The 21,178-nt window shown below is 64.0% G+C and carries 20 protein-coding genes and 1 riboswitch; of the genes, 14 read left to right on the top strand and 6 right to left on the bottom strand.

The genetic code is table 11. From position 1 onward, the window contains the following. Positions 1-3 precede the first annotated feature (3 nt). Positions 4-864, top strand: coding sequence for a thermonuclease family protein (locus tag EJ070_RS04835; protein ID WP_348639588.1), 861 nt, complete (start codon positions 4-6; stop codon positions 862-864). Here EJ070_RS04835 and EJ070_RS04830 read toward each other — a convergent pair. Continuing rightward, positions 827-2,476 (bottom strand): lysine--tRNA ligase, encoded by a 1,650-nt coding sequence (locus EJ070_RS04830; protein WP_126090295.1) that lies wholly within the window; start codon positions 2,474-2,476, stop codon positions 827-829. The two genes, EJ070_RS04835 and EJ070_RS04830, sit on opposite strands and share 38 nt — an antisense overlap. A 158-nt stretch (positions 2,477-2,634) precedes the next feature. On the opposite strand from EJ070_RS04830, the gene EJ070_RS04825 reads away from it, so the two are divergent. Continuing rightward, positions 2,635-3,048 (top strand): tellurite resistance TerB family protein, encoded by a 414-nt coding sequence (locus EJ070_RS04825; RefSeq protein WP_126090294.1) that lies wholly within the window; start codon positions 2,635-2,637, stop codon positions 3,046-3,048. Positions 3,049-3,270: 222 nt separating this feature from the next. Here the strand turns inward: EJ070_RS04825 and EJ070_RS04820 are convergent, their stop codons facing one another. Continuing rightward, the gene (locus EJ070_RS04820; protein ID WP_245464819.1) at positions 3,271-4,122 is read right to left on the bottom strand and encodes a transporter substrate-binding domain-containing protein; all 852 of its coding nucleotides are present in this window, start codon (positions 4,120-4,122) and stop codon (positions 3,271-3,273) included. Positions 4,123-4,371: 249 nt separating this feature from the next. Here EJ070_RS04820 and EJ070_RS04815 point away from each other — a divergent pair, with 249 nt between their 5' ends. The 3 genes from EJ070_RS04815 to EJ070_RS04805 all read left to right on the top strand — a co-directional run bounded on the left by EJ070_RS04815 (position 4,372) and on the right by EJ070_RS04805 (position 6,773). Beyond that, complete coding sequence (locus EJ070_RS04815; RefSeq protein WP_126090292.1) at positions 4,372-5,103, top strand: LuxR family transcriptional regulator; 732 nt, start codon at positions 4,372-4,374, stop codon at positions 5,101-5,103. A 273-nt stretch (positions 5,104-5,376) separates the two neighbouring features. Beyond that, on the top strand, positions 5,377-6,015 hold the full coding sequence (locus EJ070_RS04810; RefSeq protein WP_126090291.1) for an acyl-homoserine-lactone synthase: 639 nt from the start codon (positions 5,377-5,379) through the stop codon (positions 6,013-6,015). An 11-nt stretch (positions 6,016-6,026) separates the two neighbouring features. Beyond that, positions 6,027-6,773 carry an enoyl-CoA hydratase-related protein gene (locus EJ070_RS04805; RefSeq protein ID WP_126090290.1) on the top strand — a complete coding sequence of 249 codons (747 nt, stop codon included), beginning with the start codon at positions 6,027-6,029 and terminating at the stop codon, positions 6,771-6,773. 76 nt (positions 6,774-6,849) lie between these two features. On the opposite strand, the gene ppk2 is transcribed toward EJ070_RS04805, so the two are convergent. After that, positions 6,850-7,755 (bottom strand): polyphosphate kinase 2, encoded by a 906-nt coding sequence (ppk2, locus tag EJ070_RS04800; RefSeq protein ID WP_126090289.1) that lies wholly within the window; start codon positions 7,753-7,755, stop codon positions 6,850-6,852. A 194-nt stretch (positions 7,756-7,949) separates the two neighbouring features. Here ppk2 and EJ070_RS04795 point away from each other — a divergent pair, with 194 nt between their 5' ends. The 3 genes from EJ070_RS04795 (at position 7,950) to EJ070_RS04785 (ending at position 11,145) form a co-directional block, all read left to right on the top strand. Continuing rightward, the gene (locus EJ070_RS04795) at positions 7,950-9,215 is read left to right on the top strand and encodes an ATP-binding protein (protein ID WP_126090288.1); all 1,266 of its coding nucleotides are present in this window, start codon (positions 7,950-7,952) and stop codon (positions 9,213-9,215) included. Positions 9,216-9,323: 108 nt separating this feature from the next. Further along, complete coding sequence (gene phoU / locus EJ070_RS04790; protein ID WP_126090287.1) at positions 9,324-10,046, top strand: phosphate signaling complex protein PhoU; 723 nt, start codon at positions 9,324-9,326, stop codon at positions 10,044-10,046. 88 nt (positions 10,047-10,134) lie between these two features. Beyond that, positions 10,135-11,145, top strand: coding sequence for a magnesium and cobalt transport protein CorA (locus EJ070_RS04785; RefSeq protein WP_126090286.1), 1,011 nt, complete (start codon positions 10,135-10,137; stop codon positions 11,143-11,145). Between the two features lie 188 nt (positions 11,146-11,333). On the opposite strand, the gene EJ070_RS04780 is transcribed toward EJ070_RS04785, so the two are convergent. Further along, entirely contained in the window at positions 11,334-11,852 is a 519-nt protein-coding gene (locus EJ070_RS04780) for a GcrA family cell cycle regulator (protein WP_126090285.1), read from the bottom strand. A gap of 356 nt (positions 11,853-12,208) precedes the next feature. On the opposite strand from EJ070_RS04780, the gene EJ070_RS04775 reads away from it, so the two are divergent. The 3 genes from EJ070_RS04775 (at position 12,209) to EJ070_RS04765 (ending at position 15,475) form a co-directional block, all read left to right on the top strand. Then, on the top strand, positions 12,209-13,408 hold the full coding sequence (locus EJ070_RS04775) for an aspartate aminotransferase family protein (RefSeq protein WP_126090284.1): 1,200 nt from the start codon (positions 12,209-12,211) through the stop codon (positions 13,406-13,408). 15 nt (positions 13,409-13,423) lie between these two features. Further along, a complete protein-coding gene (gene argF, locus EJ070_RS04770) occupies positions 13,424-14,335 on the top strand; it encodes an ornithine carbamoyltransferase (protein WP_126090283.1) in 912 nt (303 codons plus the stop codon). 108 nt (positions 14,336-14,443) lie between these two features. After that, positions 14,444-15,475, top strand: coding sequence for an Hsp33 family molecular chaperone (locus EJ070_RS04765; RefSeq protein ID WP_126090282.1), 1,032 nt, complete (start codon positions 14,444-14,446; stop codon positions 15,473-15,475). A 217-nt stretch (positions 15,476-15,692) separates the two neighbouring features. Here EJ070_RS04765 and apaG read toward each other — a convergent pair whose 3' ends face one another. Then, positions 15,693-16,085 (bottom strand): Co2+/Mg2+ efflux protein ApaG, encoded by a 393-nt coding sequence (gene apaG / locus EJ070_RS04760; RefSeq protein ID WP_126090281.1) that lies wholly within the window; start codon positions 16,083-16,085, stop codon positions 15,693-15,695. Positions 16,086-16,309: 224 nt separating this feature from the next. Between apaG and EJ070_RS04755 the strand changes: the two genes are divergently transcribed. Then, a complete protein-coding gene (locus EJ070_RS04755) occupies positions 16,310-17,455 on the top strand; it encodes a ceramide glucosyltransferase (protein WP_126090280.1) in 1,146 nt (381 codons plus the stop codon). Positions 17,456-17,493: 38 nt separating this feature from the next. Here EJ070_RS04755 and EJ070_RS04750 read toward each other — a convergent pair whose 3' ends face one another. Further along, positions 17,494-18,681, bottom strand: a complete 1,188-nt coding sequence (locus tag EJ070_RS04750; RefSeq protein WP_126090279.1) for an O-succinylhomoserine sulfhydrylase — start codon at positions 18,679-18,681, stop codon at positions 17,494-17,496. 74 nt (positions 18,682-18,755) lie between these two features. Then, positions 18,756-18,833, bottom strand: a riboswitch (SAM riboswitch). Between the two features lie 146 nt (positions 18,834-18,979). Here EJ070_RS04750 and EJ070_RS04745 point away from each other — a divergent pair. Together EJ070_RS04745 and EJ070_RS04740 are read left to right on the top strand one after the other, a co-directional pair. Beyond that, positions 18,980-20,074, top strand: a complete 1,095-nt coding sequence (locus EJ070_RS04745; protein WP_126090278.1) for a 2'-deoxycytidine 5'-triphosphate deaminase — start codon at positions 18,980-18,982, stop codon at positions 20,072-20,074. Positions 20,075-20,167: 93 nt separating this feature from the next. Next, a complete protein-coding gene (locus tag EJ070_RS04740; protein ID WP_126090277.1) occupies positions 20,168-20,935 on the top strand; it encodes an ABC transporter substrate-binding protein in 768 nt (255 codons plus the stop codon). Positions 20,936-21,178: the final 243 nt, after the last annotated feature.

The following is a 21,178-nucleotide window of genomic DNA, read 5'->3' as shown; positions in this document are numbered from 1 at the left end:
CTGGTGCGGGTCCCCCATCTTGCCCTCGCGCTTGTGGCGGTTCCGGCAATGGCGGCGATGGTCGTCGCCGGAGGCCGCTCGCTGAAGGGCAGCGAAAGCGTCGTCACGGTCGACCAGATCGATCCGGTACCGGGGCAAGGCGCTGATGCGGCGCCCGAGGAGCCAGCGACCTCCGCCATTTTGGCGCCGGCCGCTCCGCAGCTGCCGAAGCCCCCGGCCCATTCGCGGGCAATCGATCCAGAGGTCGTGGTGCCACCCGAACTGCCCGCGGGGGAACTCGAGCGGGTCGAACCACGCGCGCCGCTCAGCGATCTGGCGCTGGCCGGCCCGCCCAAGCCGCGCAAATCGAAGATGCCGGATGGCCAGGATGGCACCAAGCTGGTCCAGCCCGTCGCCTCCGCCGCAGGCGTTATCGAGTCGAAAGGCTATTCTGTCACCGTTTCAGGTATCGACGTCGTGAAGGACAACGAGACTTGCAACGACGACGAAGGCAAATCCTGGGCGTGCGGTGCGCGTGCCCGGACCGCATTCCGTGCCTTCCTGCGCGGACGGACAGTAGCCTGCGCCGTGCCTTCGAAAGGCGGGGGCGGTGCTGTTTCCGCCGAGTGCTGGGTCGGCAACAAGGATGTCGGCCAGTGGCTGGTGGAAAACGGCTGGGCGCGACCTACGCAAGGCGGCCCCTATGCCGAGGCGGGCGACAAGGCGCGCGCGGCGAAGAAAGGCATCTTCGGCGCGGCGCCGAAACTCGGCGGCCTGCCGGCGCTGCCGGCCGCCAGCCCCGCGCCCGCCGCGCCGGATTCCATCCTGCCGTCGGAAGACGGGGCCGTTATGCCGCCAACTGACCAGCCAGCGCCCGCTCAATAAGCGCGCGCGTCTCGGCGATGCCGTAAAGCGCCGCGAAGGAGCCGAAGCGCGGTCCGCGTTCCTGTCCGATCAGCACCTGGTAGATCATCTGGAAGAAGGCGACCGACACGCCGGGGCCGCCTTCCGGGCTCTGCTTGGAATGGTCCTGATAGCGCTCGATCCGCCGCGCGACGTTGAGCGCCGCGTTCTGGATCGCCTCGCCGTCAGCGCCTTGCGGGAGCGCGCCGAGCGCCTCCGACAGCTTCGCCAGCGCCTCGCGCTCCACGTCGTCGGCGGCACGATAGACCTTGGTCGGCTTCACGAAGTCGTCGAAGTAGCGGATCGCATAGCCGGTCAGCCGGTCGAGCTCCGGGTGCGTCCTCGGCGTCACGCCGGGGGCATGGCGCGAGATGAAGCCCCACAGCACCGCCTTGTCATGCGCGTTGGAGGCGCTGACCAGATTGAGCAGCAGCGCGAAGGGCACCGGCAGGTCGATCGCCGGCGGGTTGCCGTCATGCATGTGCCAGACCGGGTTGCCGAGCCGTTCCTTCCAGTCCTGCCGCGGATAGGCGGACAGGAAGGCGTAGTATTCGTCGACCGCTTTCGGGATGACGTCGAAATAAAGCTTCTTGGCCTGCCGCGGCCGCTGATACATGTAGAGGCCGAGGCTCTCGGTCGGCGCGTAGGTCAGCCACTCGTCGATGGTGAGACCGTTGCCCTTCGACTTCGAGATCTTCTGGCCGTTCTCGTCGAGGAACAGCTCGTAGACGAAATGCTCGGGCGCGCGGCCGCCAAGGATGTTGCAGATGCGGTCGTAGATCGCCGCGTTGGTCTGGTGGTCCTTGCCGAACATCTCGAAATCGACGCCGAGCGCAGCCCAGCGCATGCCGAAATCCGGCTTCCACTGCAGCTTCACCTTGCCGCCGGTGACCGGCAGCGTGGTCTCGGAGCCTTCGTCGTCGAAGGTGATCGTGCCGGCCTTGGCATCGACATGCTTCATCGGCACGTAGAGCACGCGTCCGCTCTTCGGCGAGATCGGCAGGAACGGGCTGTAGGTCGCCTGACGCTCCGGCCCAAGCGTCGGCAGCATCACCGCCATGATCTCGTCATAGCGCTCGGCGGCGCGCAGCAGCACTTCGTCGAAGCGGCCGGACTTGTAATACTGGGTTGCGCTGGCGAATTCGTAGTCGAAGCCGAACGTGTCGAGGAAGCGGCAAAGCATCGCGTTGTTGTGGTCGGCGAAGCTCGCATAGTCGCCGCCGAATGGATTGGGCACTGCGGTCAGCGGCTTGTGCAGATAGGGCTCGAGCGCTGCGCGATCCGGCACGTTGTCGGGGATCTTGCGCATCCCGTCCATGTCGTCGGAGAAGCAGAGCAGCTTGGTCTTGACCTTGTCCCCGGTCAGCACTCGGAAGGCGTGCCGCACCATCGTGGTGCGCGCCACCTCGCCGAAGGTGCCGATATGCGGCAGGCCGGACGGGCCGTAGCCGGTTTCGAACAGGACGGTCTCGGGGAAATCCTTGTCCTTGTAGCGCGCAATGATCTTCTTGGCTTCCTCGAACGGCCACGCCTTGCTTTCGGCGGTAGCCGCAAGCATCTCGGGATTGAGATCGATGATGTTTGATCCCGTCATGTCACTTTCCAGCTCATGTGCCGGCTTGGCGGCACCAAAGATTTTTCAAACCGGTCTCTAGGCGCGACGGGCCGGAGCGTCAACGATTTGCGGCGGTTTTCCTTGCGGCGCCACAACGAGGCCCCTACGTTGAGGGCACCAATATCGAGGAGTTTTGAATGCGTTCACTGACGCCGCACGAAGCCATGATCTACCTGATGGTCATCACCTCGGCTTCGGACCGCGACATGACCGATGTCGAGCTGGCGCGGATCGGCGACGTCGTCCGCTCGTGGCCGGTGTTCATCGATTTCAACCAGGACAGGCTGGTCGCGGTGGCGCAGGAATGCCAGAAGGCGCTGAATGACGAGGCTGGGCTGGAAGGCGTGCTTGCGCGTGTCGCCGAGACATTGCCGGAGCGGCTCCGCGATACCGCCTATGCGGCCGCTTTCGAAGTGGCCGCCGTCGATCTCGAAATGCGCATGGAAGAGGTGCGGGTGCTGCAGCTCATCCGCCTCAAGCTCGACCTCGACACATTGACCGTTGCGGCTATAGCGCGCGCGGCGAAGGCGCGCCTGCGTACGCTGACCTGATATTGGCACGGACCGAGGGCTACTGAGATTCAGGTCAGGCCGAGCCGAAAGTAGTGGGTTCCGAGAACCGGAGTGGAGCGTACTTGAAGTACGTGAGCACCGGCCTACCGGCTGTAGCCTTAATTTAACTGCCACGCCGCTCCTAAGTGCTTCGACCGGCGAAGGCCGGAAGCGTAGGAACTCGCTACTTGCAGGCCGGCCTCACCTGAATATCGGCAGCCCTCAGAAGAAGCTCACCGGGAAATAGCGCAGGTAGAACTCGGCGAAGATGCCTTTGATCGAGATTTCCTGCAGCGCATAGTCGAACGCTGCCGCCAGCGCCGGGTCGCCCGCCCTGGTGGCGATCGCCATGCCCGAGCCCAGATATTCCGGCGCCAGATACGGCCCGCCGGCGAAGCGGCAGCAACCGGCGGCATTCGAGCCGCCCAGCCAGAAGGCAAAGCGCATGCCGTCGCCGAAGGCGGCATCGATCTTGCCGGCCTTGAGGTCGGCGTAGAGGTCCTCGGGCTTGTCGAAGGGCACCACCTGCACTGTGCTGAAATAGTCGCGCAGCATCTTCTCATGCGCCGAGCCTGCCATGACGCCGACCCGCTTGCTGCGCAGCTTGTCGAGGATCGGCTCGGTGAAGGCCTTGGCCTTCGGCATGATGAAGCGCGCCGGAAACTGCAGGTACGAACGCGAGAAGGCATATTTCTCGCGGCTTTCCGGCGTCGCCGCGATGCCGGCGATGATCGCCTCGCCTTCGCCCTTCTGCAGCGCGCCTTCCAACTCGTTCCAGGGCAGCGCCTGGATCTGACATTTCTCGACGATGCCGAGTTCCGCGCAGATCGCCCGCGCCAGGTCGATATGGAAGCCCGACAGCCGGCCGGCGCCGTCGAGGAAGTTGAACGGCGGAAAATCGGTGGTGGTGAGGAATCTCAATCGCGGCAGCGCGGAAAGGTCGGGCTTGGGCAGTCGTTCCTTGGCGTCCCACAGCACCGGCACCTTCGGCTCCGCGGCCTGAGTCGCGCCGGCAAGCGGCGTCCCCCCGATCAGCGCCGAGATCAGGGCTAGAAATATCCACCGGAAAGTCACGATAAGGTTCCGCCCAGTCATGTTCCTTGGCTTTTCGTACGAAAACAGTGCAGGCACAACGGTTTTTGATTTCAAACGGGCGAATTCGGCGTATGGTTTAGCACATCTGCAAGTGGCAGCATGCGCGCCGGCAACGGGGGAGGTCACCGGCGTCACGAAAAAGCTTGCGATGCGGGGGTTGATGGCGAAGGGTGGTTCGGGCATCTACCGTCGGTCATGAAGCAAAAGCAACATGGGGTAGATGTTGCGATGAGCATGTTCGATAGAACTCTGGAATACATAGACCAATTGCAACGCGCCAACACTGCCGCGGCGGTGTGCGAGCGGCTGCTCGGCGTCACCTCGAAATTCGGGCTGACGGCGCTGATGGCCGGAACCGTGCCGCAGCCCGGCACGCCGCGCGGCCAGCAGAAAGATCATGTGCTTCTCTGTGACTGGCCGGGCGAGTGGCTGGAGCGCTACGTGGCGCGCAACTATGTCGACCATGATCCAGTCGTCAGCCACATGAAGCAATTGCAGGCCCCGTTCCAGTGGCGGGAGGCCTCGCAGGCCATCATCATCGACAAGAGCAGCGACGAGGTCATGGGCGATGCCCGCGAGTTCAAGCTGCGCGATGGTCTCGCCTTCCCGTTGGTCACGCTCGACGGCCAGATCGTCATGGTCTCGTTGGGCGGCGAGTCCGTCGAGCTGTCGGAAGCCGAGTTCGGGATGGTCTCGCTGGTGTCGACCTACGCCGTCGGCCGTGCCATGCAGCTTCATACGATGGCCGGCAAGGTCATCGATCACATAGAATTGACGCCGCGCGAGCGCGAGTGCCTGCAATGGGCCGCGGTCGGCAAGTCCGAGTGGGAAATCTCGCAGATCCTCGGCATCTCGGAGCACACCTCCGAGAAACACCTTCTTAACGCCAAAAGCAAACTCGGCGCCGCCAATCGTGTGCAGGCAGTCGCCGAGGCGATCAGGCGTGGCTATATTAGCTAGGCTGGTCGTTTCGGCCTGGAAATGCTTGCCTGCGCCAGCACGCAACATTTTCGGGAAAGCCCGGCCGTATCTCCTTCCGGGAGACGGCTAATGCTTTCTTAACGCAAAAGCAAACTCGGTGCCGCCAACGGGTCCAAGCTGTCGCGGACGCCATTAGGCGAGGCTATATTAGCCAGGTCGGCCGTGCTGGCCTAGAAATTCTTGCCTACGCGATCGCGTAATATTTTCGGGAAAGCCCGGCCGTATCTTCCTCTTAAGCCCAGGAGACGGCTAATGCTTTTTTCCCTTACCACTCAGGAATTGATGGAGCGTCCCGACCTTTGGGAAGCGGTCCATCGCCTGCGCCACAGGATCTTCGTCGAGGAGATGGGATGGACCGATCTCGATCGCCCGGACGGCCTCGAGATCGACCAGTTCGACCATGAGGAGGCCGAACATCACCTTGTCATCCGCAACGGCGAACTCGCCGGCTACCAGCGCATGCTGCCGACGACGCGGGCGCATCTTCTGACCGACGTCCTGTCGGATCTCTATGAAGGGACGCCCCCGTCGGGGCCAAATGTCTGGGAGCTTACCCGCTATGCCGTGGCGCCGGGCTTTCGCGACGGGAAGCGCGGGGTTTCGACGGTCGGCACCGAGCTGATCGCCGGCTTCGTCGAATGGGGCCTCAAGCGCGGCGTCAACCAGGTCATCATCGAATTCGAACCGATGTGGGTGCTGCGGGCGCTGCAGCTGCACTTCCTGGCGACGCCGCTCGGCTACCAGCGCACCTATGGCAACCAGCAGGTCGTGGCGACGCTGCTCACCTTCACCGAGCACACGCTGAATGTGGTGCGCCAGCGCCGCAATCACTTCCTGCCGGTGCTGAACAGGGGCTATCCCGGCCAGCTCGGATTGCGGCAGGCTTCGTGAGGGAGGTGGTCATGAGCTTCCATCCCGAACCGGAACTGCGCGGCCACACGCTGGTCGTCACGGTGTCCTCGCATGACGGCCGGCCGGTGCTGGACAGGCATGCCTATGCGAGCCTCGCCCGGACCTTCCACGAGGCCGCCGTCAATGACGACGTCCGCGTGGTCGTGCTGCGCGGCCTCGCCGGCTGCTTCTGCCTTGGCGGCGACTTCTCGGAGTTCCTCGACGCCACCAAGCACAAGCAGCTCATCGCCGCCGTCACCGACATGTTCCGCATGCTGGCGACGTTCCCCAAGCCCGTCCTTGCCTGCGTGGACGGGGATGCCGTCGGTGTCGGCTGCACCATTCTGTTCCACTGCGACATGGTGATTGCTTCGAGGGGCAGCACTTTCAGGGTGCCCTTCGTCGATTTCGGCCTCGTGCCGGATGCCGCGACCAGCATCCTGGCGCCTCAGAAGCTCGGCTATGCCGGCGCCTTCCGGTTCTTCTGCCTGGGCGACACGCTGGGCGTCGAGGACGCCAAGGCGCTTGGCCTTGTCGGCGAGATCGTGGAAGGCAGCGCGGAGGAGATGGCCCTGGCGCGGGCAAGGCAGCTCGCCAAGAAGCCGGTTGCCGCGCTGCTGCAGACGCGCGGTCTGCTCAAGGGCGATACGGACGTTCTGTGCGACCGCATCGACCATGAGATATCGCTGTTCCAGCAGGCGCTCCAGGACGACGCAACGCTGAAGCGGCTGCAGCGGATCGCCCGCCTGGCCGCCTGAGCACTCTCGTAAAAAGCTCAGCGCCGCGCACCCCAAAGATGCGCGGCGCTGTAACGTTTGGCGGGCGCCGGTAAAGTTATTTCTCCAGGAACGACGGCCCTTCGCCGATGATCTTCTTGTCCTGCTTGCCGATGGCATCGAGATCGCGCCCGTCATAAGGCAGCGACAACAGGATCCGCTGGATGACGGCAAGCCGCGCGCGGCGCTTGTCGTTGGCGCGCACGACGATCCAGGGCGCGAACTCCTTGTGGGTGCGCTCGACCATCCGGTCGCGCGCCTCGGTGTAGTCGTCCCATTTGTTGATGCCGGCGATGTCGATCGGCGAGAACTTCCAGTTCCTCAATGGCGACCAGCGGCGATCATGGAACCGTTCGAGCTGCGTCTCGCGGCCGATGTTCAGCCAGAATTTGAAGAAGTGGATGCCCTCGTTGCAGATCATGCGCTCGAAATGCGGCGTCTCGTCGAGGAATTTCTCGCACTGCTGCGGCGTGCAGAACCCCATGACCGGCTCGACGCCGGCGCGGTTGTACCAGGAACGGTCGAAGGTGACGAACTCGCCGGAGGTCGGGAAATGATCGACATAGCGCTGGTAATACCACTGCCCAAGCTCCGTCGGCGTCGGCTTGGTCAGCGCCACGTTGCGCGCCGTGCGCGGGTTCATGTACTGCCGCAGCACGAAGATCGTGCCGCCCTTGCCGGCCGCGTCGCGTCCCTCGAACAGCGCCATCACCCGCTTGCCCGTAGCCTGCAGCCAGGTCTGCGCCTTGACCAGCTCGATCTGAAGGCACTCGAGCTCCTTATCGTAGTCCTCGCTGTTCATCTTCTTGTCGTAAGGATAGCCGCCGGCGGTGAGCTTGTTGGCCTCGATCCAGTCCGGAAGCACCGGGTTGTCGATGTCGAACTCGCGGTCCTTGCCGCCGATCTTGATCTTGATCGGTCCTGAGGCAGGCGCCGTTTCGGCTTGTTCCTTGGCTTTTTTCATCGAGACGAACCCTTTCCGGCTTGCGGACTCATGCTATGGAGCCTCTGCGACGCCGCGTGTCCGTCCGGACGCAATGACGCCGTAGCATGTTGATTTTGCGCATGAACCATTGCGAAAATCGATCCCGATTTTCAGGGCCATGCGCAAGGCTGGTCAAAGGCGATATCCGCTGGCCGGCTAACCGGGGGTAGCGCATGGTCGATACGGGCGCAGAGCGAAAAGGCGCGATGGAAGCCATCGTCGCCCGGCTGCGCCGCCGCCGCTGGTTGCTGGCCGCGGCCGTCGTCGCGATCTTCGCCGTCCATGCTTTCGGCGGCATCTCGGTCTATGTGCCGCTGCTGGCCGTGATCTTACTGGTCGCAGCCGCAATGCTGCCCGCCGATGCCGAACGACAGTCCGCCGACGTCGCGGCGGCGATCGAGGCTGGCGGCCTGCAGCGGCTCTCCGGCGAATATCTTGCGGCGGCCGTGGCCGATCCGCTGATCATCTTCGACCACGCCGCCACCATCGTTCACGCCAATGCGGCTGCCTTCGCCGCCTTCGGCGGGCTGGCGCCCGGCATGTCGCTGTCGCTCAAATTCCGCGCGCCGGAAATGCAGGCCTTGCTGGACGGCATCGTCTCGGGAACCGTTGCGTCCGACGTCGTCGACTACACCGAAAAGCTCCCCGTGGAGCGGACATACCGGGTGAGCGCGTCCTCGGTCGGCCATGCCACCGACCTCTATGTGCTGGTGTTCAAGGATCAGAGCGAAGCGCGCCGCATCGACCGCATGCGCGCCGACTTCATCGCCAATGCCAGCCACGAGCTGCGCACGCCGCTCGCCTCGATCGCCGGCTTCATCGAGACATTGCGCGGCCCGGCGCGCAATGATCCGGCGGCGCGCGACCAGTTCCTGCAGATCATGCAGAACCAGACGGGCCGCATGGCGCGCCTGATCGACGACCTGCTGTCGCTGTCGCGGCTGGAGATGAAACCCTATCTGAAGCCGGGAACCGAGGTCGACCTTCGCCAGACCATCGACAGCGTCATCGATTCGCTCGGACCCCTGGCCAGCGAGAACGGTCTCGTCATCGAAAGGGACTTCATCGATGGCCCGATTTCCGTGCCCGGCGACCGCGACGAGCTGTTCCAGGTTTTCGAGAATCTCCTGGAGAATGCCTGCAAATACGGCCAGTCGGGCGGACATGTTACAGTCTCCATCGCCGGCAGCGAGGACGGCCCGGACGCAGGCATCGACGTCACCATAAGAGACTATGGCCCCGGCATTGCCGAGGAACATATTCCCCGCATCACGGAGCGCTTCTACCGCGTCGATGTGGAAAACAGCCGGACCCAGAAAGGCACCGGCCTTGGCCTTTCGATCGTCAAGCATATATTGACCCGTCACAATGCAAGGCTGTCGATCAAGTCGGAAGTCGGCAAGGGCGCGGCGTTCACGGTTCATTTGCCGGCTCATTGATCCTATATTGGTTGGCAACCGGCAATTTCTTCTTTCTGTCATCCGGTTCGCGTATCAGCGACAGATTGGGGGAACGCACCAGCCGGCAGAAACCGGGAAGGCATATCCATGCAATCCGTCCACATTGTCAGTGCCTATGACGAAGAGCTGAAATTCCTGTCGAAGCGCATCGCCGCCATGGGCGGGCATGCCGAGCGCATGGTCGAGCAGGCGGTCGCCGCAATGGTCAACGCCGACCAGGGTCTCGCCCAGAAGGTCATCCAGGATGATATCGTCCTCGACGAGGGACAGCGCGAGATCGACGACAAGGCGATCGTGATCATCGCCAGGCGGCAGCCGATGGCGACGGATCTGCGTGAGATCGTCGGCGCGATCCGCATCTCGGCCGACATCGAGCGCGTCGGCGACCTCGGCAAGAACGTCGCCAAGCGCGTGGCGGCGGTCGACGGCCGCCAGCCGAACAGCCTGTTCCGCGGCCTCGAGGCACTGGCCAATCTGGCCCTGACGCAGCTCAAGGAAGTGCTCGACGTCTACGCGTCACGCTCGGTCGAGAAGATCGGCTTCGTGCGCGACCGCGATGACCAGATCGACGCCATGTACACCTCGCTGTTTCGCGAGCTCTTGACCTACATGATGGAAGATCCGCGCAACATCACACCCTGCACGCATCTGTTGTTTTGCGCCAAGAACATCGAGCGGATCGGTGACCACGCCACCAACATCGCCGAAACCATCTATTACATCGTCACCGGCGACCAGATGCCGGCCGATCGGCCGAAGGGCGACAAGACCGACCAGGTGGTGTCCCCGGGCTCGGTACCGGCTAAGTGAACAGGCGGCCCCTCGAACAGCTCGCTGATTTAGGCTAGGCTGCTCCAGGTGCGGCGATTTTGTCAGTCGCTGTCTCGGGAGGTTTGCGATGGAGCAAGTTCGAAACCTGACCCCGGTCCCGCAGCCGACATCCGGCATCATTGCCTCGAGCGTCTATTCCGCCGGCAAACGCATCGCCGACATCACGGTCGAAGAGGCCGGCGAATGGGCGACAAGGCCCGGCCATGTCGTCTGGATCGGCCTTCTCGAGCCCGACCGCAATCTGTTGCTCAGGGTGCAGGCGCAGTTTCATCTGCATGATCTGGCAATCGAGGATGCCGAGCATCCGCATCAACGGCCGAAGATCGAGCAATATGGCGACGCCTTGTTCATCGTCGCCCGCACGGCCCAACTGATCGAGGGCCGCGTCACCTTCGGCGAGACGCATCTCTTCGTCGGCACCGGCTACATCGTCAGCGTCAGGCATGGTCCCTCGACCTCCTACGCCGCAGTGCGTCAGCACTGGGAAAGCTGCCCGTCTTCGCTCGCCAAGGGCGAGGATTTCGTCCTCTATGCCATTCTCGACTTCATCGTCGACAATTACATGCCGGTTCTCGAGCAGATCGAGGACGAGGTCGAGCAGATCGAGGACAAGGTGCTGCTGAAGCCGATGACCGGCACAGACATCGAGCGCCTCTACATGCTGCGCCGCGATCTGCTCAGGCTGCGCAACGCGGCGCTGCCGCTGGTCGAGGTCTGCCGGCGGCTGACCAGCGCCGAGCTGCCGCAGATCCATCCCGCCATGCATCCGCTGTTCCGCGACGTGACCGACCACATCCGCACCGTACAGGAAAAGATCGACAGCCTGCGCGAGGTCCTGGCCTTCGCCTTCGAAGCGAGCCTTCTGGTCGGACAAAGCCAGGAAACGGCGATCTCCAAGAAGCTCGCCTCATGGGCAGCCATTCTGGCTGTGCCGACGGCCTTCGCCGGCATCTACGGCATGAACTTCACCGACATGCCTGAACTGAGGATGGAATACGGCTACCCGACCGTGCTGGTGGCGATCACGCTGATCTGCTCGTTCCTGTACTGGCGCTTCAGGAAGAATGGGTGGCTGTGAAAAAGCAAATAGCGAATAGGGAGTAGCCAATAGCGACAAAAGAAGCTTGCGCCGGGCTCCAATACCGACACTGTTCTATTCGCTATTCGCTATTCGCTATTCGCTATTCGCTATTCGCTATTCGCTATTCGCTATTCGCTATTCGCTATTCGCTATTCGCTATTCGCTATTCGCTATTCGCTATTGGCTCAGCGGCTTCTGCGCCTTTCCGCCGCCGGCTGGAACGCGACGCGGGCGTGATATTTGCAGTACGGCCCGGTCTCGGCGGCGTCGTTGCCGCAGAAGCTGAAGTCTTCCGACAGCGGATCGCCATTCGGCCACTTGCAGGTGCGCTCGGTCAGCTCGACGAGCTGCAGGTTGCGCGAGATCGGCACCACCACATTCTCGACCGGACGGATATAGTGGCGCGCCACCGGCTCCGCGTCGAACTGCACCTGCAGCGCGGTCGCGCCGATCGAGGCCGTCACATGACGTGCAGCACTTGCCGCGCGAGCCACCGATTTCTGCATCGAGGCTCCCTGCGACGCTTTCTTCTGCCGCGCCGGCGCTGCGGTCGCGCGGCCGCGGCCCGAGAGTTTCAGGCGATGCACCTTGCCGATGACGGCATTGCGGCTTACCCCGCCGAGCTGTGCGGCGATCTGGCTGGCGCTGAGACCCTCCGACCACAATTTCCTGAGAAGTTCGACCCGCTCGTCAGTCCAGTTCATGAGACCGCGCTCCTGCTGAGGCGTACGGCAGTCAGAATCCTTTCCCGACCCGACTCCCGCCGGGCAAACAACACCACATGTACCGGGTGATTAGATCCGCCGCACGAAATCTAGTTATTTCTCGACTACAAATACCTTATGCGCTGACTCGGTGACAAGAGTCCCCAGGGCAACACGATTCGGTTTTTTCGGTTTTCCCCAACTTGCCTGACCGCTCATGAGCCGGCGTGCCGTCGGAGGCTTGCCGCGCGCTTCTGCGCGACGTTTTCGTTGACTTCATGGCCGAAAAACACGATAAGCCGCAAAGGCCGCCGCTTTGGCGGCTTTTTTGATTTCCGGTTCCGGAGACGCATATAATGAGCGGTTCGGCGCTTTACGAGACTTTTGCTCGCGCACCCCTGGCTTTCGACCGCGGGGAGGGGACCTGGCTGGTCACCGACAAGGGCGAGCGATATCTCGATTTCGCCGGCGGCATCGCCGTGAACTCGCTGGGCCACAGCCATCCGCATCTGGTCGCGGCGCTCACCGAGCAGGCGGCCAAGCTGTGGCACGTCTCGAACCTCTATGAGATTCCGGAGCAGCGCCGGCTGGGCGAACGGCTGGTCGAGGCGACCTTTGCCGACAAGGTGTTCTTCACCAATTCCGGCGCCGAGGCGCTGGAATGTGCGATCAAGACGGCGCGGCGCTACCAGTTCGTCAACGGCCACTCCGAGCGCTTCCGCATCATCACCTTCGAGGGCGCCTTCCACGGCCGCACCCTGGCGACGATCGCCGCCGGCGGCCAGTACAAATATCTCGAAGGCTTCGGGCCGAAGGTCGAGGGCTTCGACCAGGTGGCGTTCGACGACATCGACGCCGCCGAAAAGGCGATCACGCCGGAGACCGCGGCGATCCTGATCGAGCCTGTGCAGGGCGAGGGCGGCATCCGCCCGGTGCCGACGCAGTCGCTGAAGCGTCTGCGCCAGCTCTGCGATCAGCACGGCCTGCTTCTGATCTTCGACGAGGTCCAGTGCGGCATCGGCCGTACCGGCAAGCTGTTCGCGCATGAATGGGCCGGCGTGACGCCTGACCTGATGGCGATCGCCAAGGGCATCGGCGGCGGCTTCCCGATAGGCGCCTGCCTCGCCACCGACGAGGCCGCAACCGGCATGACGGCTGGCGTGCACGGCACCACTTTCGGCGGCAATCCGCTGGCGATGGCGGTCGGCAACGCCGTGCTCGACGTCGTGCTGGCCGACGGCTTCCTCGAGGATGTTCAGCGCAAGGCGCTGCTTCTGAAGCAGGGCCTTGCGTCGGTCGCGGACGAATTTCCCGATGTCATTGAAGGCATCAGGGGGACGGGCCTGATGCTTGGGTTGAGATGCGCCATGCCCAACACCAAGGTCAACATGGCGCTGCGCGACCAGCACTTGCTTGCCGTGCCGGCCGGCGACAACGTCATCCGCCTCTTGCCGCCGCTCACCGTCAGCGACGCGGAGATCGGCGAGGCACTGAAGCGCATCCGTGCCGCTGCCAAGGGCTTGACCGACGCGATTGCGGCCGAAGCCGCGAAGTAATCCTGGAATTTGCCGATGAACGTTCGCCACTTCACCGACCTGTCCGCCGTTTCCGCGGGCGACCTGCGCTTGATGCTGGACGATGCGGTGGCGCGAAAGACCAGGCTCAAGGCCGGCGAGCGGACGAAACCGCTCGAGGGCAAAGTGCTGGCGATGATCTTCGACAAGCCGTCGACGCGCACGCGTGTGTCCTTCGATGTCGGCATGCGCCAGCTCGGTGGCGAGACCATCATGCTGACCGGCACCGAGATGCAACTCGGCCGTTCCGAAACCATCGCCGACACCGCCAAGGTGCTGTCGCGCTATGTCGACGCCATCATGATCCGCACCACCTCGCATGACCGGCTGCTGGAGCTCACCCAGAACGCGACCGTTCCGGTCATCAACGGGCTGACCGACGACACCCATCCCTGCCAGCTGATGGCCGACATCATGACCTTCGAGGAGCATCGCGGTCCGGTGGCCGGCAAGACCTTTGCCTGGACCGGCGACGGCAACAATGTGCTGCACTCGCTGCTGGAAGCCTCGGCGCGGTTCCGCTTCAATCTCAACGTCGCGGTGCCGGAGGGCAGCGAGCCGTTCGAGAAATATGTCGACTGGTCGAAGGCCAATGGCGGCAAGGTCAGGTTCGCGCGCTCGGCCGAAGAGGCGGTCGACCAGGCGGATTGCGTCGTCACCGACAGCTGGGTGTCGATGGGCCAGGAGCATCGCGCCCGCGGCCACAACGTCTTCCTGCCCTATCAAGTCAATGCCGCGCTTATGGCCAGAGCGAAGTCCGACGCGCTCTTCATGCATTGCCTGCCGGCGCATCGCGGCGAGGAGGTCACCGACGAGGTGATCGACGGACCGCATTCGGTGGTGTTCGACGAGGCCGAGAACCGGCTGCACGCCCAGAAGGCGGTGCTGGCCTGGTGCCTGGGCGCTTGACCGGGGCTGGCTTGATCCGGGCCAACTTGATCTGGGGATACGTGATGCCTATTTGCGGGCCATCACTGAAATCGAACGCGCTTGGACGCATGCGGCCCGTGGGGCGGCATGGCCGCGCCCTGGAGCTTTGTCATGTTGGAAACCCGTCCTTTGGCTGAACATCAACCCAGACTCGGTGAATTCGGCTATGCCGGCGACGACCATGTCGTCCCCTACGAGGTCGCGCCGCTGGACGTGCGCGGCCGCACCGTGCAGCTCGGGCCGATGCTCGACGCGATTTTGAGTCGCCACGACTATCCCGAGCCGGTCGCTCGCCTCTTGGCTGAAGCTTGCGTGCTGACCGTGCTGCTCGGCACCTCGCTGAAGTTCGAGGGCAAGTTCATCCTGCAGACCCGCACCGACGGGCCGGTCGACATGCTGGTGGCGGACTTCACCACGCCGGATGCGCTGCGCGCCTATGCGCGTTTCGACGCAGACCGGCTGCAGGCGCTGGCCGCCTCAGGCGAGATCTCGCAGGAGAAACTGCTCGGCAATGGCGTGTTGGCGCTGACCATCGATCAGGGCGCGCACACGCAGCGCTATCAGGGCATCGTCCAGCTCGACGGCACATCGCTCGAAGACGCCGCGCGCACCTATTTCCGCCAGTCGGAGCAGATCCCGACCGATCTGAGGATGTCGGTGGCCAAGCTGGTGACGCCGGGCCCCGGCGGCGCGCGCGAGCAATGGCGCGCCGGCGGCATCCTGGCGCAGTTCCTGCCGCAGTCCCCGGAGCGCATGCGCGTGCCCGACATTTCGGGCGGCGACGGCGATCCGCGCGACGTGGCGCACGAGCCGGCCGACAATTCCTGGCAGGAATTGCTGGCGCTGCTCGGCACCATCGAGCCGACGGAGCTGATCGACCCTACGGTGGGCGCCGAACGGCTGCTCTACCGGCTGTTCCACGAGCACGGCGTGCGCGTCTTCCGCAGCGTTCCTGTCGCCGACCAGTGCTCCTGCTCGCGCGACAAGATCCGCGGCATCCTCGAAGGCTTTTCGGCCGAGGAGATAGAGCAAAGCACCGAGGATGGCGGTATCCACGTCGCCTGCGAGTTCTGCTCGACGCAGTACGACTTCGATCCGGCGGATTTCGCGGCCGAGTGAATGCCCTTCCTTCTCCCCGTCACAATACGGGGAGAAGGTGCCGGCAGGCGGATGAGGGGCGGCGCCTGCATTGGCCGTACCAGCGCCCCTCGCTCTGTTCGAAAGAAAATCTCAAAAGCTTGGCGCTGCCCCTCATTGCCCTGCCAGGCATTTCTCCCCGTATAGTGACGGGGAGAAAGATGCCGTCGCGGAGGATTTCGCCAATCGCCCGACTGCCCTAGTTCACCGTACGCCTTGTCCCAGGCATGTCGAGGGAGAAGGCGGGGATGGCGACATCGAACGTCTCGCCGCGCCCGTTGCGCATCGTGTAGTGGCCGACCATGATGCCGGATGGCGTCGAGAGCGGGCATCCCGACGTGTACTGATAGCTGTCGCCGGGGTTGAGCTCCGGCTGGTCGCCGACGACGCCCGCGCCGCGCACTTCCTCGACGCGGCCGCGCCCGTCGGTGATGTGCCAGTAGCGCGACAGAAGCTGCACGAACTCGTTCGACCGGTTGTCGATCGTTACCTGATAGCCCCACACATAGCGGTTCTCGGCCGGATCGGAACGATCCTCCAGATAGAACGGCCTGACCTGCACTTCGATGTTGCGCGTCACGGCGCGATACATGGGCCACTCCGGTTGCCGCGGCAGGAAATAATTTGTCGCTCTCCGCGGTTTTAGCAACGAAGCGCCGTCTGACCTGCCGACCTTCCGACGCACGTGCAGATAAACAATGTCATTTAAGTGACACATGACAATGTTGGTGTGCGCAAACCGTGCGAGCGACTCGGCCGCGCGCTGTCGACTGATGAAACGGCCGCGGGCGGCCTGTCCGGAGTGACAAGATCTCCATGGAACTGAGTTTCGCAGCCGCCTTTGCCTCGTCAGCCCTTCTTTTCTCCAATCTCGCCAGCATCCTGCTCGCCTCGTCGCGGCTGAAGGCGCCTCGCGTCATCCCTACGCCCGCCGGCAAGCAGCCGCCGGTCTCCATCGTCGTGCCGTCACGCGGCGTCGAGCCGTTCACCGAGGAGACGCTCGAGCGCGCCTTTTCGCTCGACTGGCCGCGCTATGAGCTGATCTTCTGCGTCGCCAACGTAGAAGACCCCGTGGTCAAGCTGATCAATGCCGCCATAGGGCGTCATCCCAAAGTCCCGGCGCGGCTGTTCGTCGGCGATGACAGGATCAGCGCCAACCCCAAGCTCAACAACTGCGTCAAGGGCTGGCAGGCGGCCCGGCACGATTGGGTGGTCCTTGCCGATTCCAACGTGCTGATGCCCAAAGACTATGTCCAGCATCTGATGGCGGCCTGGCGGCCAGATACCGGACTCGTCTGCTCGACGCCGATCGGCTCGCGGCCGGACGGCTTCTGGGCCGAAGTCGAATGCGCCTTCCTCAACACGCTGCAGGCGCGCTGGCAGTACGCCGGCGAAGCGCTTGGCCTTGGCTTCGCGCAGGGCAAGAGCATGCTGTGGAACAAGCCGATGCTCGACGCAAATGGCGGTATCCAGGCTTTGGCCGCCGAGATCGCCGAGGACGCGGCCGCGACCAAGCTGATCAACGGCCTGGGACTGCGCGTCAATCTCGTCGCCTCGCCCTTCGAGCAGCCGCTCGGCCAGCGCCGGCTTGCCGAAATCTGGTCGCGCCAGGCGCGCTGGGCGCGGCTGCGCCGAGTCACCTTCCCGCTGTTCTTCGCGCCCGAAGTCCTGACCGGCGTGGTTGTGCCGCTGATTTTCGCGCTGGTCGCGGCGGCAAGCGCCGGTGTCAGCCTCCCCACCGCGGCGCTTTGCGTGCTGGCGATCGCCTATGTGCCGGAATGCCTGCTCGCCTGGTCCAAGGGCTGGTACCTGTCGCCGCGCAGCGTCACTGCGATGATCGTGCGCGACCTGATGCTTCCCGCCATCTGGGCGCGCGGCTGGCTGGGCGGCGCGGTCGAGTGGCGCGGCAACGCCATGACCATCCGCACCAAGGCGATGACCGAGCTGGAGGAGATCGCCTGAGCCGCGCCCAGGCGATCTCGTCATCAGCCTGCAATCCGCTACTTTGCCGCTTTCAGCGCCTGTTCGACGTCGGCCAGCAGATCGTCCGTATCCTCGAGGCCGACCGACAGCCTGAGCGTGCCAGGCCCGATGCCGAGTTCGGCGCGCGCCTCGTCGCTCAGGTTCTTGTGCGTCGTCGTCGCCGGATGGGTGATGAGGCTCTTGGCGTCGCCGAGATTGTTGGAGATCAGCACGATGTCGAGCGCGTTCTGGAACGCGAAGGCCGCCTGCTTGCCGCCCTTGACGTCGAGACAGATCAGCGTCGAGCCGCCCGACATCTGCTTTTTGACGATATCGGCCTGCGGATGGTCGGCCCGCCCCGGATAGATGACGCGGGCGATCTCCGGCCGGCCGGCCAGGAAATCGGCGATCTTGCCGGCGCTCTCGGTCTGCTGGCGCACACGCAGCGGCAGCGTCTCCAGGCCCTTGAGCAGCGTCCAGGCGTTGAAGGGCGACAGGCTCGGGCCGGTGTGGCGGAAATAGTCGTGCAGGTTCTCGTCGATCCACTTCTTGTCCGACAGGATGACGCCGCCCAGACAACGGCCCTGTCCGTCGATATGCTTGGTCGCCGAGTAGACGACGATGTGAGCGCCGAGCTGCAAGGGCTTCTGCTGCAGCGGCGTTGCAAAGACATTGTCGACGACCAGCCGCGCGCCGATCGAATTGGCTAAAGCGGCGACCGCGGCTATGTCGACCACCTCCAGCGTCGGATTGGTCGGGCTTTCCAGGAAGAACAGCTTGGTGTTCGGCCTGACCGCCTTTTCCCAATTGGCGATGTCGGTGCCGTCGACCAGCGTCGCTTCGATGCCGTATCTGGGCGCCAGCGTCTCGACCACCCAGCGGCAGGAGCCGAACAGCGCGCGGGCCGCCACGATGTGGTCGCCGGCCTTGACGCTGCACAGCAGCGCCGCGCTGACCGCCGCCATGCCGGAGGCGGTGGCGCGGGCGTCTTCCGCGCCTTCCAGCGCGCACATGCGCTTCTCGAACATGTCGACCGTCGGGTTGGCGTAGCGCGAATAGATGAAGCCGGGCTCCTCGCCCTTGAAACGGGCTTCGGCCGCCTGGGCCGTTTCATAGACATAGCCCTGGGTGAGATACATCGCCTCGGCGGTCTCGCCGAAGCCGGAACGCAGCGTCCCGCCATGCACGAGTGCCGTCTGAGGTTTCCAATCGCGCGTTTTGCTCATCGCCCTAATTCCACTCGCAAAGAACAGTCCAAACACAAAAAAAACCGGCCGCGATGTCGCAACCGGTCCATACGGCCTTGCGGCCAACGGTCCTTTAGCGACTTGTTTAACGTGGCTGCAAGCCGACCGGCCAAATCACCACGGGATAACGACCCTTTAGACCCGCGCCGCGCTTGCGTCAATTGCCGGCTTGATTAAGAGGTTTGTACCAGGCAGATACCGCAGACCGTTTGCGGTTTTGCGGCAAGAGCCTGCAAAAGAACCACGCACTTGCCCGGCCTTCGATCGGAGCCAGACCTTGCGGCAGACAGGCATTCTTCCGGACCAGGACATCGCGGCGCTGTTCCAATCGGGTGCGCTGAAGTCGCCGCGCGCGCTCGACACCAACCAGATCCAGCCTGCCAGCCTCGATCTCAGGCTGGGCGACACGGCCTTCCGCGTGCGCGCCTCCTTCCTGCCCGGCCCCGATCATCTGGTGGCCGACAAGCTCGACCGGCTGAAGCTGCATGAGTTCAGCCTCGCAGAGGGCGCGGTGCTGGAAACAGGCTGCGTCTACATCGTGCCGCTGCTCGAAAGCCTGGCGCTGCCGGCGCAAGTGTCCGCTTCGGCCAACCCGAAGAGCTCGACCGGACGGCTGGACATTTTCACGCGCGTCATGACCGACCGCGGCCATGAGTTCGACAAGATCGCCGCCGGTTACCATGGCCCGCTCTATCTCGAGGTCAGCCCGCGCACTTTCCCGATCGTCGTGCGCGCCGGCTCGCGCCTGTCGCAGATCCGCTTCCGCATCGGCAACGCGGTGCTGTCGGAGAAAGAACTGCGCGAGCTTCACCGGGCCGAGATGCTGGTCGCCACCGAGCCGCCCAACATTTCCGGCGGCGGCATCGCGCTCTCCATCGACCTCGACGGCGACAAGGACGGTCTGGTCGGCTATCGCGGCAAGCATCACACCGGCCTCGTCGATGTCGACAAACGCGCCGCGCAGGACGTCGTCGATTTCTGGGAGCCGATCTACAAGAGCGGCGCCGGCGAGCTGGTCCTCGACCCGGACGAATTCTACATCCTGGTCAGCCGGGAAGCGGTGCATGTGCCGCCGCTCTATGCCGCCGAGATGACGCCTTTCGATCCGCTGGTTGGCGAGTTCCGCGTCCACTATGCTGGCTTCTTCGACCCGGGCTTCGGCCATTCCGCCGCCGGCGGCAGCGGCAGCCGGGCAGTGCTCGAAGTGCGCAGCCACGAGGTGCCGTTCATCCTCGATCACGGCCAGATCGTCGGGCGCCTGGTCTACGAGCACATGCTGAAGCGGCCGCGGGCGCTCTACGGCAGCGATCTCGGCTCCAACTACCAGGCGCAGGGGCTGAAGCTCTCCAAGCATTTTCGCGCGGCGCGCTGATCCGCGCTGCGATCAGGCTGTGCTTGCTCAGCCTCGCGCGCCATGCTTGGCTGCGCTTCACCGGCTCCAGAACCTGACTGAGGGAGAACGAAAATGCAGATATCCAGATGGATCGTATCGGCAGCGGCGGCCGCCGTGCTGGCGCTTGGCGCCGGTTCCGCGATCGCAGCGGAAAAGATCAAGATCGGCACCGAGGGCGCCTATCCGCCGTTCAACACCATCACCCCTGACGGCAAGGTCGAGGGCTTCGACATCGACATCGCCAATGCGCTCTGCGCGCAGATGAAGGTCGAATGCGAGATCGTCACCCAGGACTGGGACGGCATCATTCCGGCGCTGCAGGCCAAGAAGTTCGACGCCATCATCGCCTCGATGAGCATCACCGAGGAGCGCAAGAAGCAGGTCGCCTTCACCCACAAATACTACACCACGCCGCTTGCGCTGGTTGCCCCGAAGGACAGCCCTCTCACATCCACCGATCCGGCCGCATTGGCCGGCAAGACGGTCGGCGCCCAGGCCTCGACCACCCAGGCCGACTATGCCCAGGACGCCTATGGCAAGGCCGGCGCTGAGGCCAAGCTCTACCCGACCCAGGAGGAGGCGATCACCGATCTCCAGAATGGCCGCCTCGACGCCGTCATCTCGGACAAGTTCGTGCTAGTCGACTGGCTGAAGAAGGCGAGCGACGGCTGCTGCAAGCTGGTCGGCGACGTCAAGGGCACCGAGACCGAGGCCGGCATCGCCGTGCGCCTGGAGGACACGGCACTGCGCGACAGGCTGAACGCGGCGATCGACGCCATCGTCGCCGACGGCACCTACAAGAAGATCCAGGCCAAGTATTTCGACTTCGATATTTATTGAGGTTGAAGCTGCCGCGCGCCTTACCTTCTCCCCCTGTGGAAGGTGGCCTCGCGAAGCGAGGTCGGATGAGGGGTGTTCCAGGGAACGCCAACGCTTCGCTTCGCTGGAACACCCCTCATCCGTCTCGGCGCTTACGCGCCAATCCACCTTCTCCCACAAGGGGCTAGCGTGCGCACACATTTGCTTCGTGCTGTGGTCAAGCGTGAAGAGGCGCCGTCGGAAAATGGCTTGAAGCGGTTGAAT

Source organism: Mesorhizobium sp. M1E.F.Ca.ET.045.02.1.1, from assembly GCF_003952485.1.
GTDB lineage: Bacteria > Pseudomonadota > Alphaproteobacteria > Rhizobiales > Rhizobiaceae > Mesorhizobium.
Note: the sequence above shows the minus strand (reverse complement) of the source record. Positions and strands in the feature narration are given on the sequence as shown.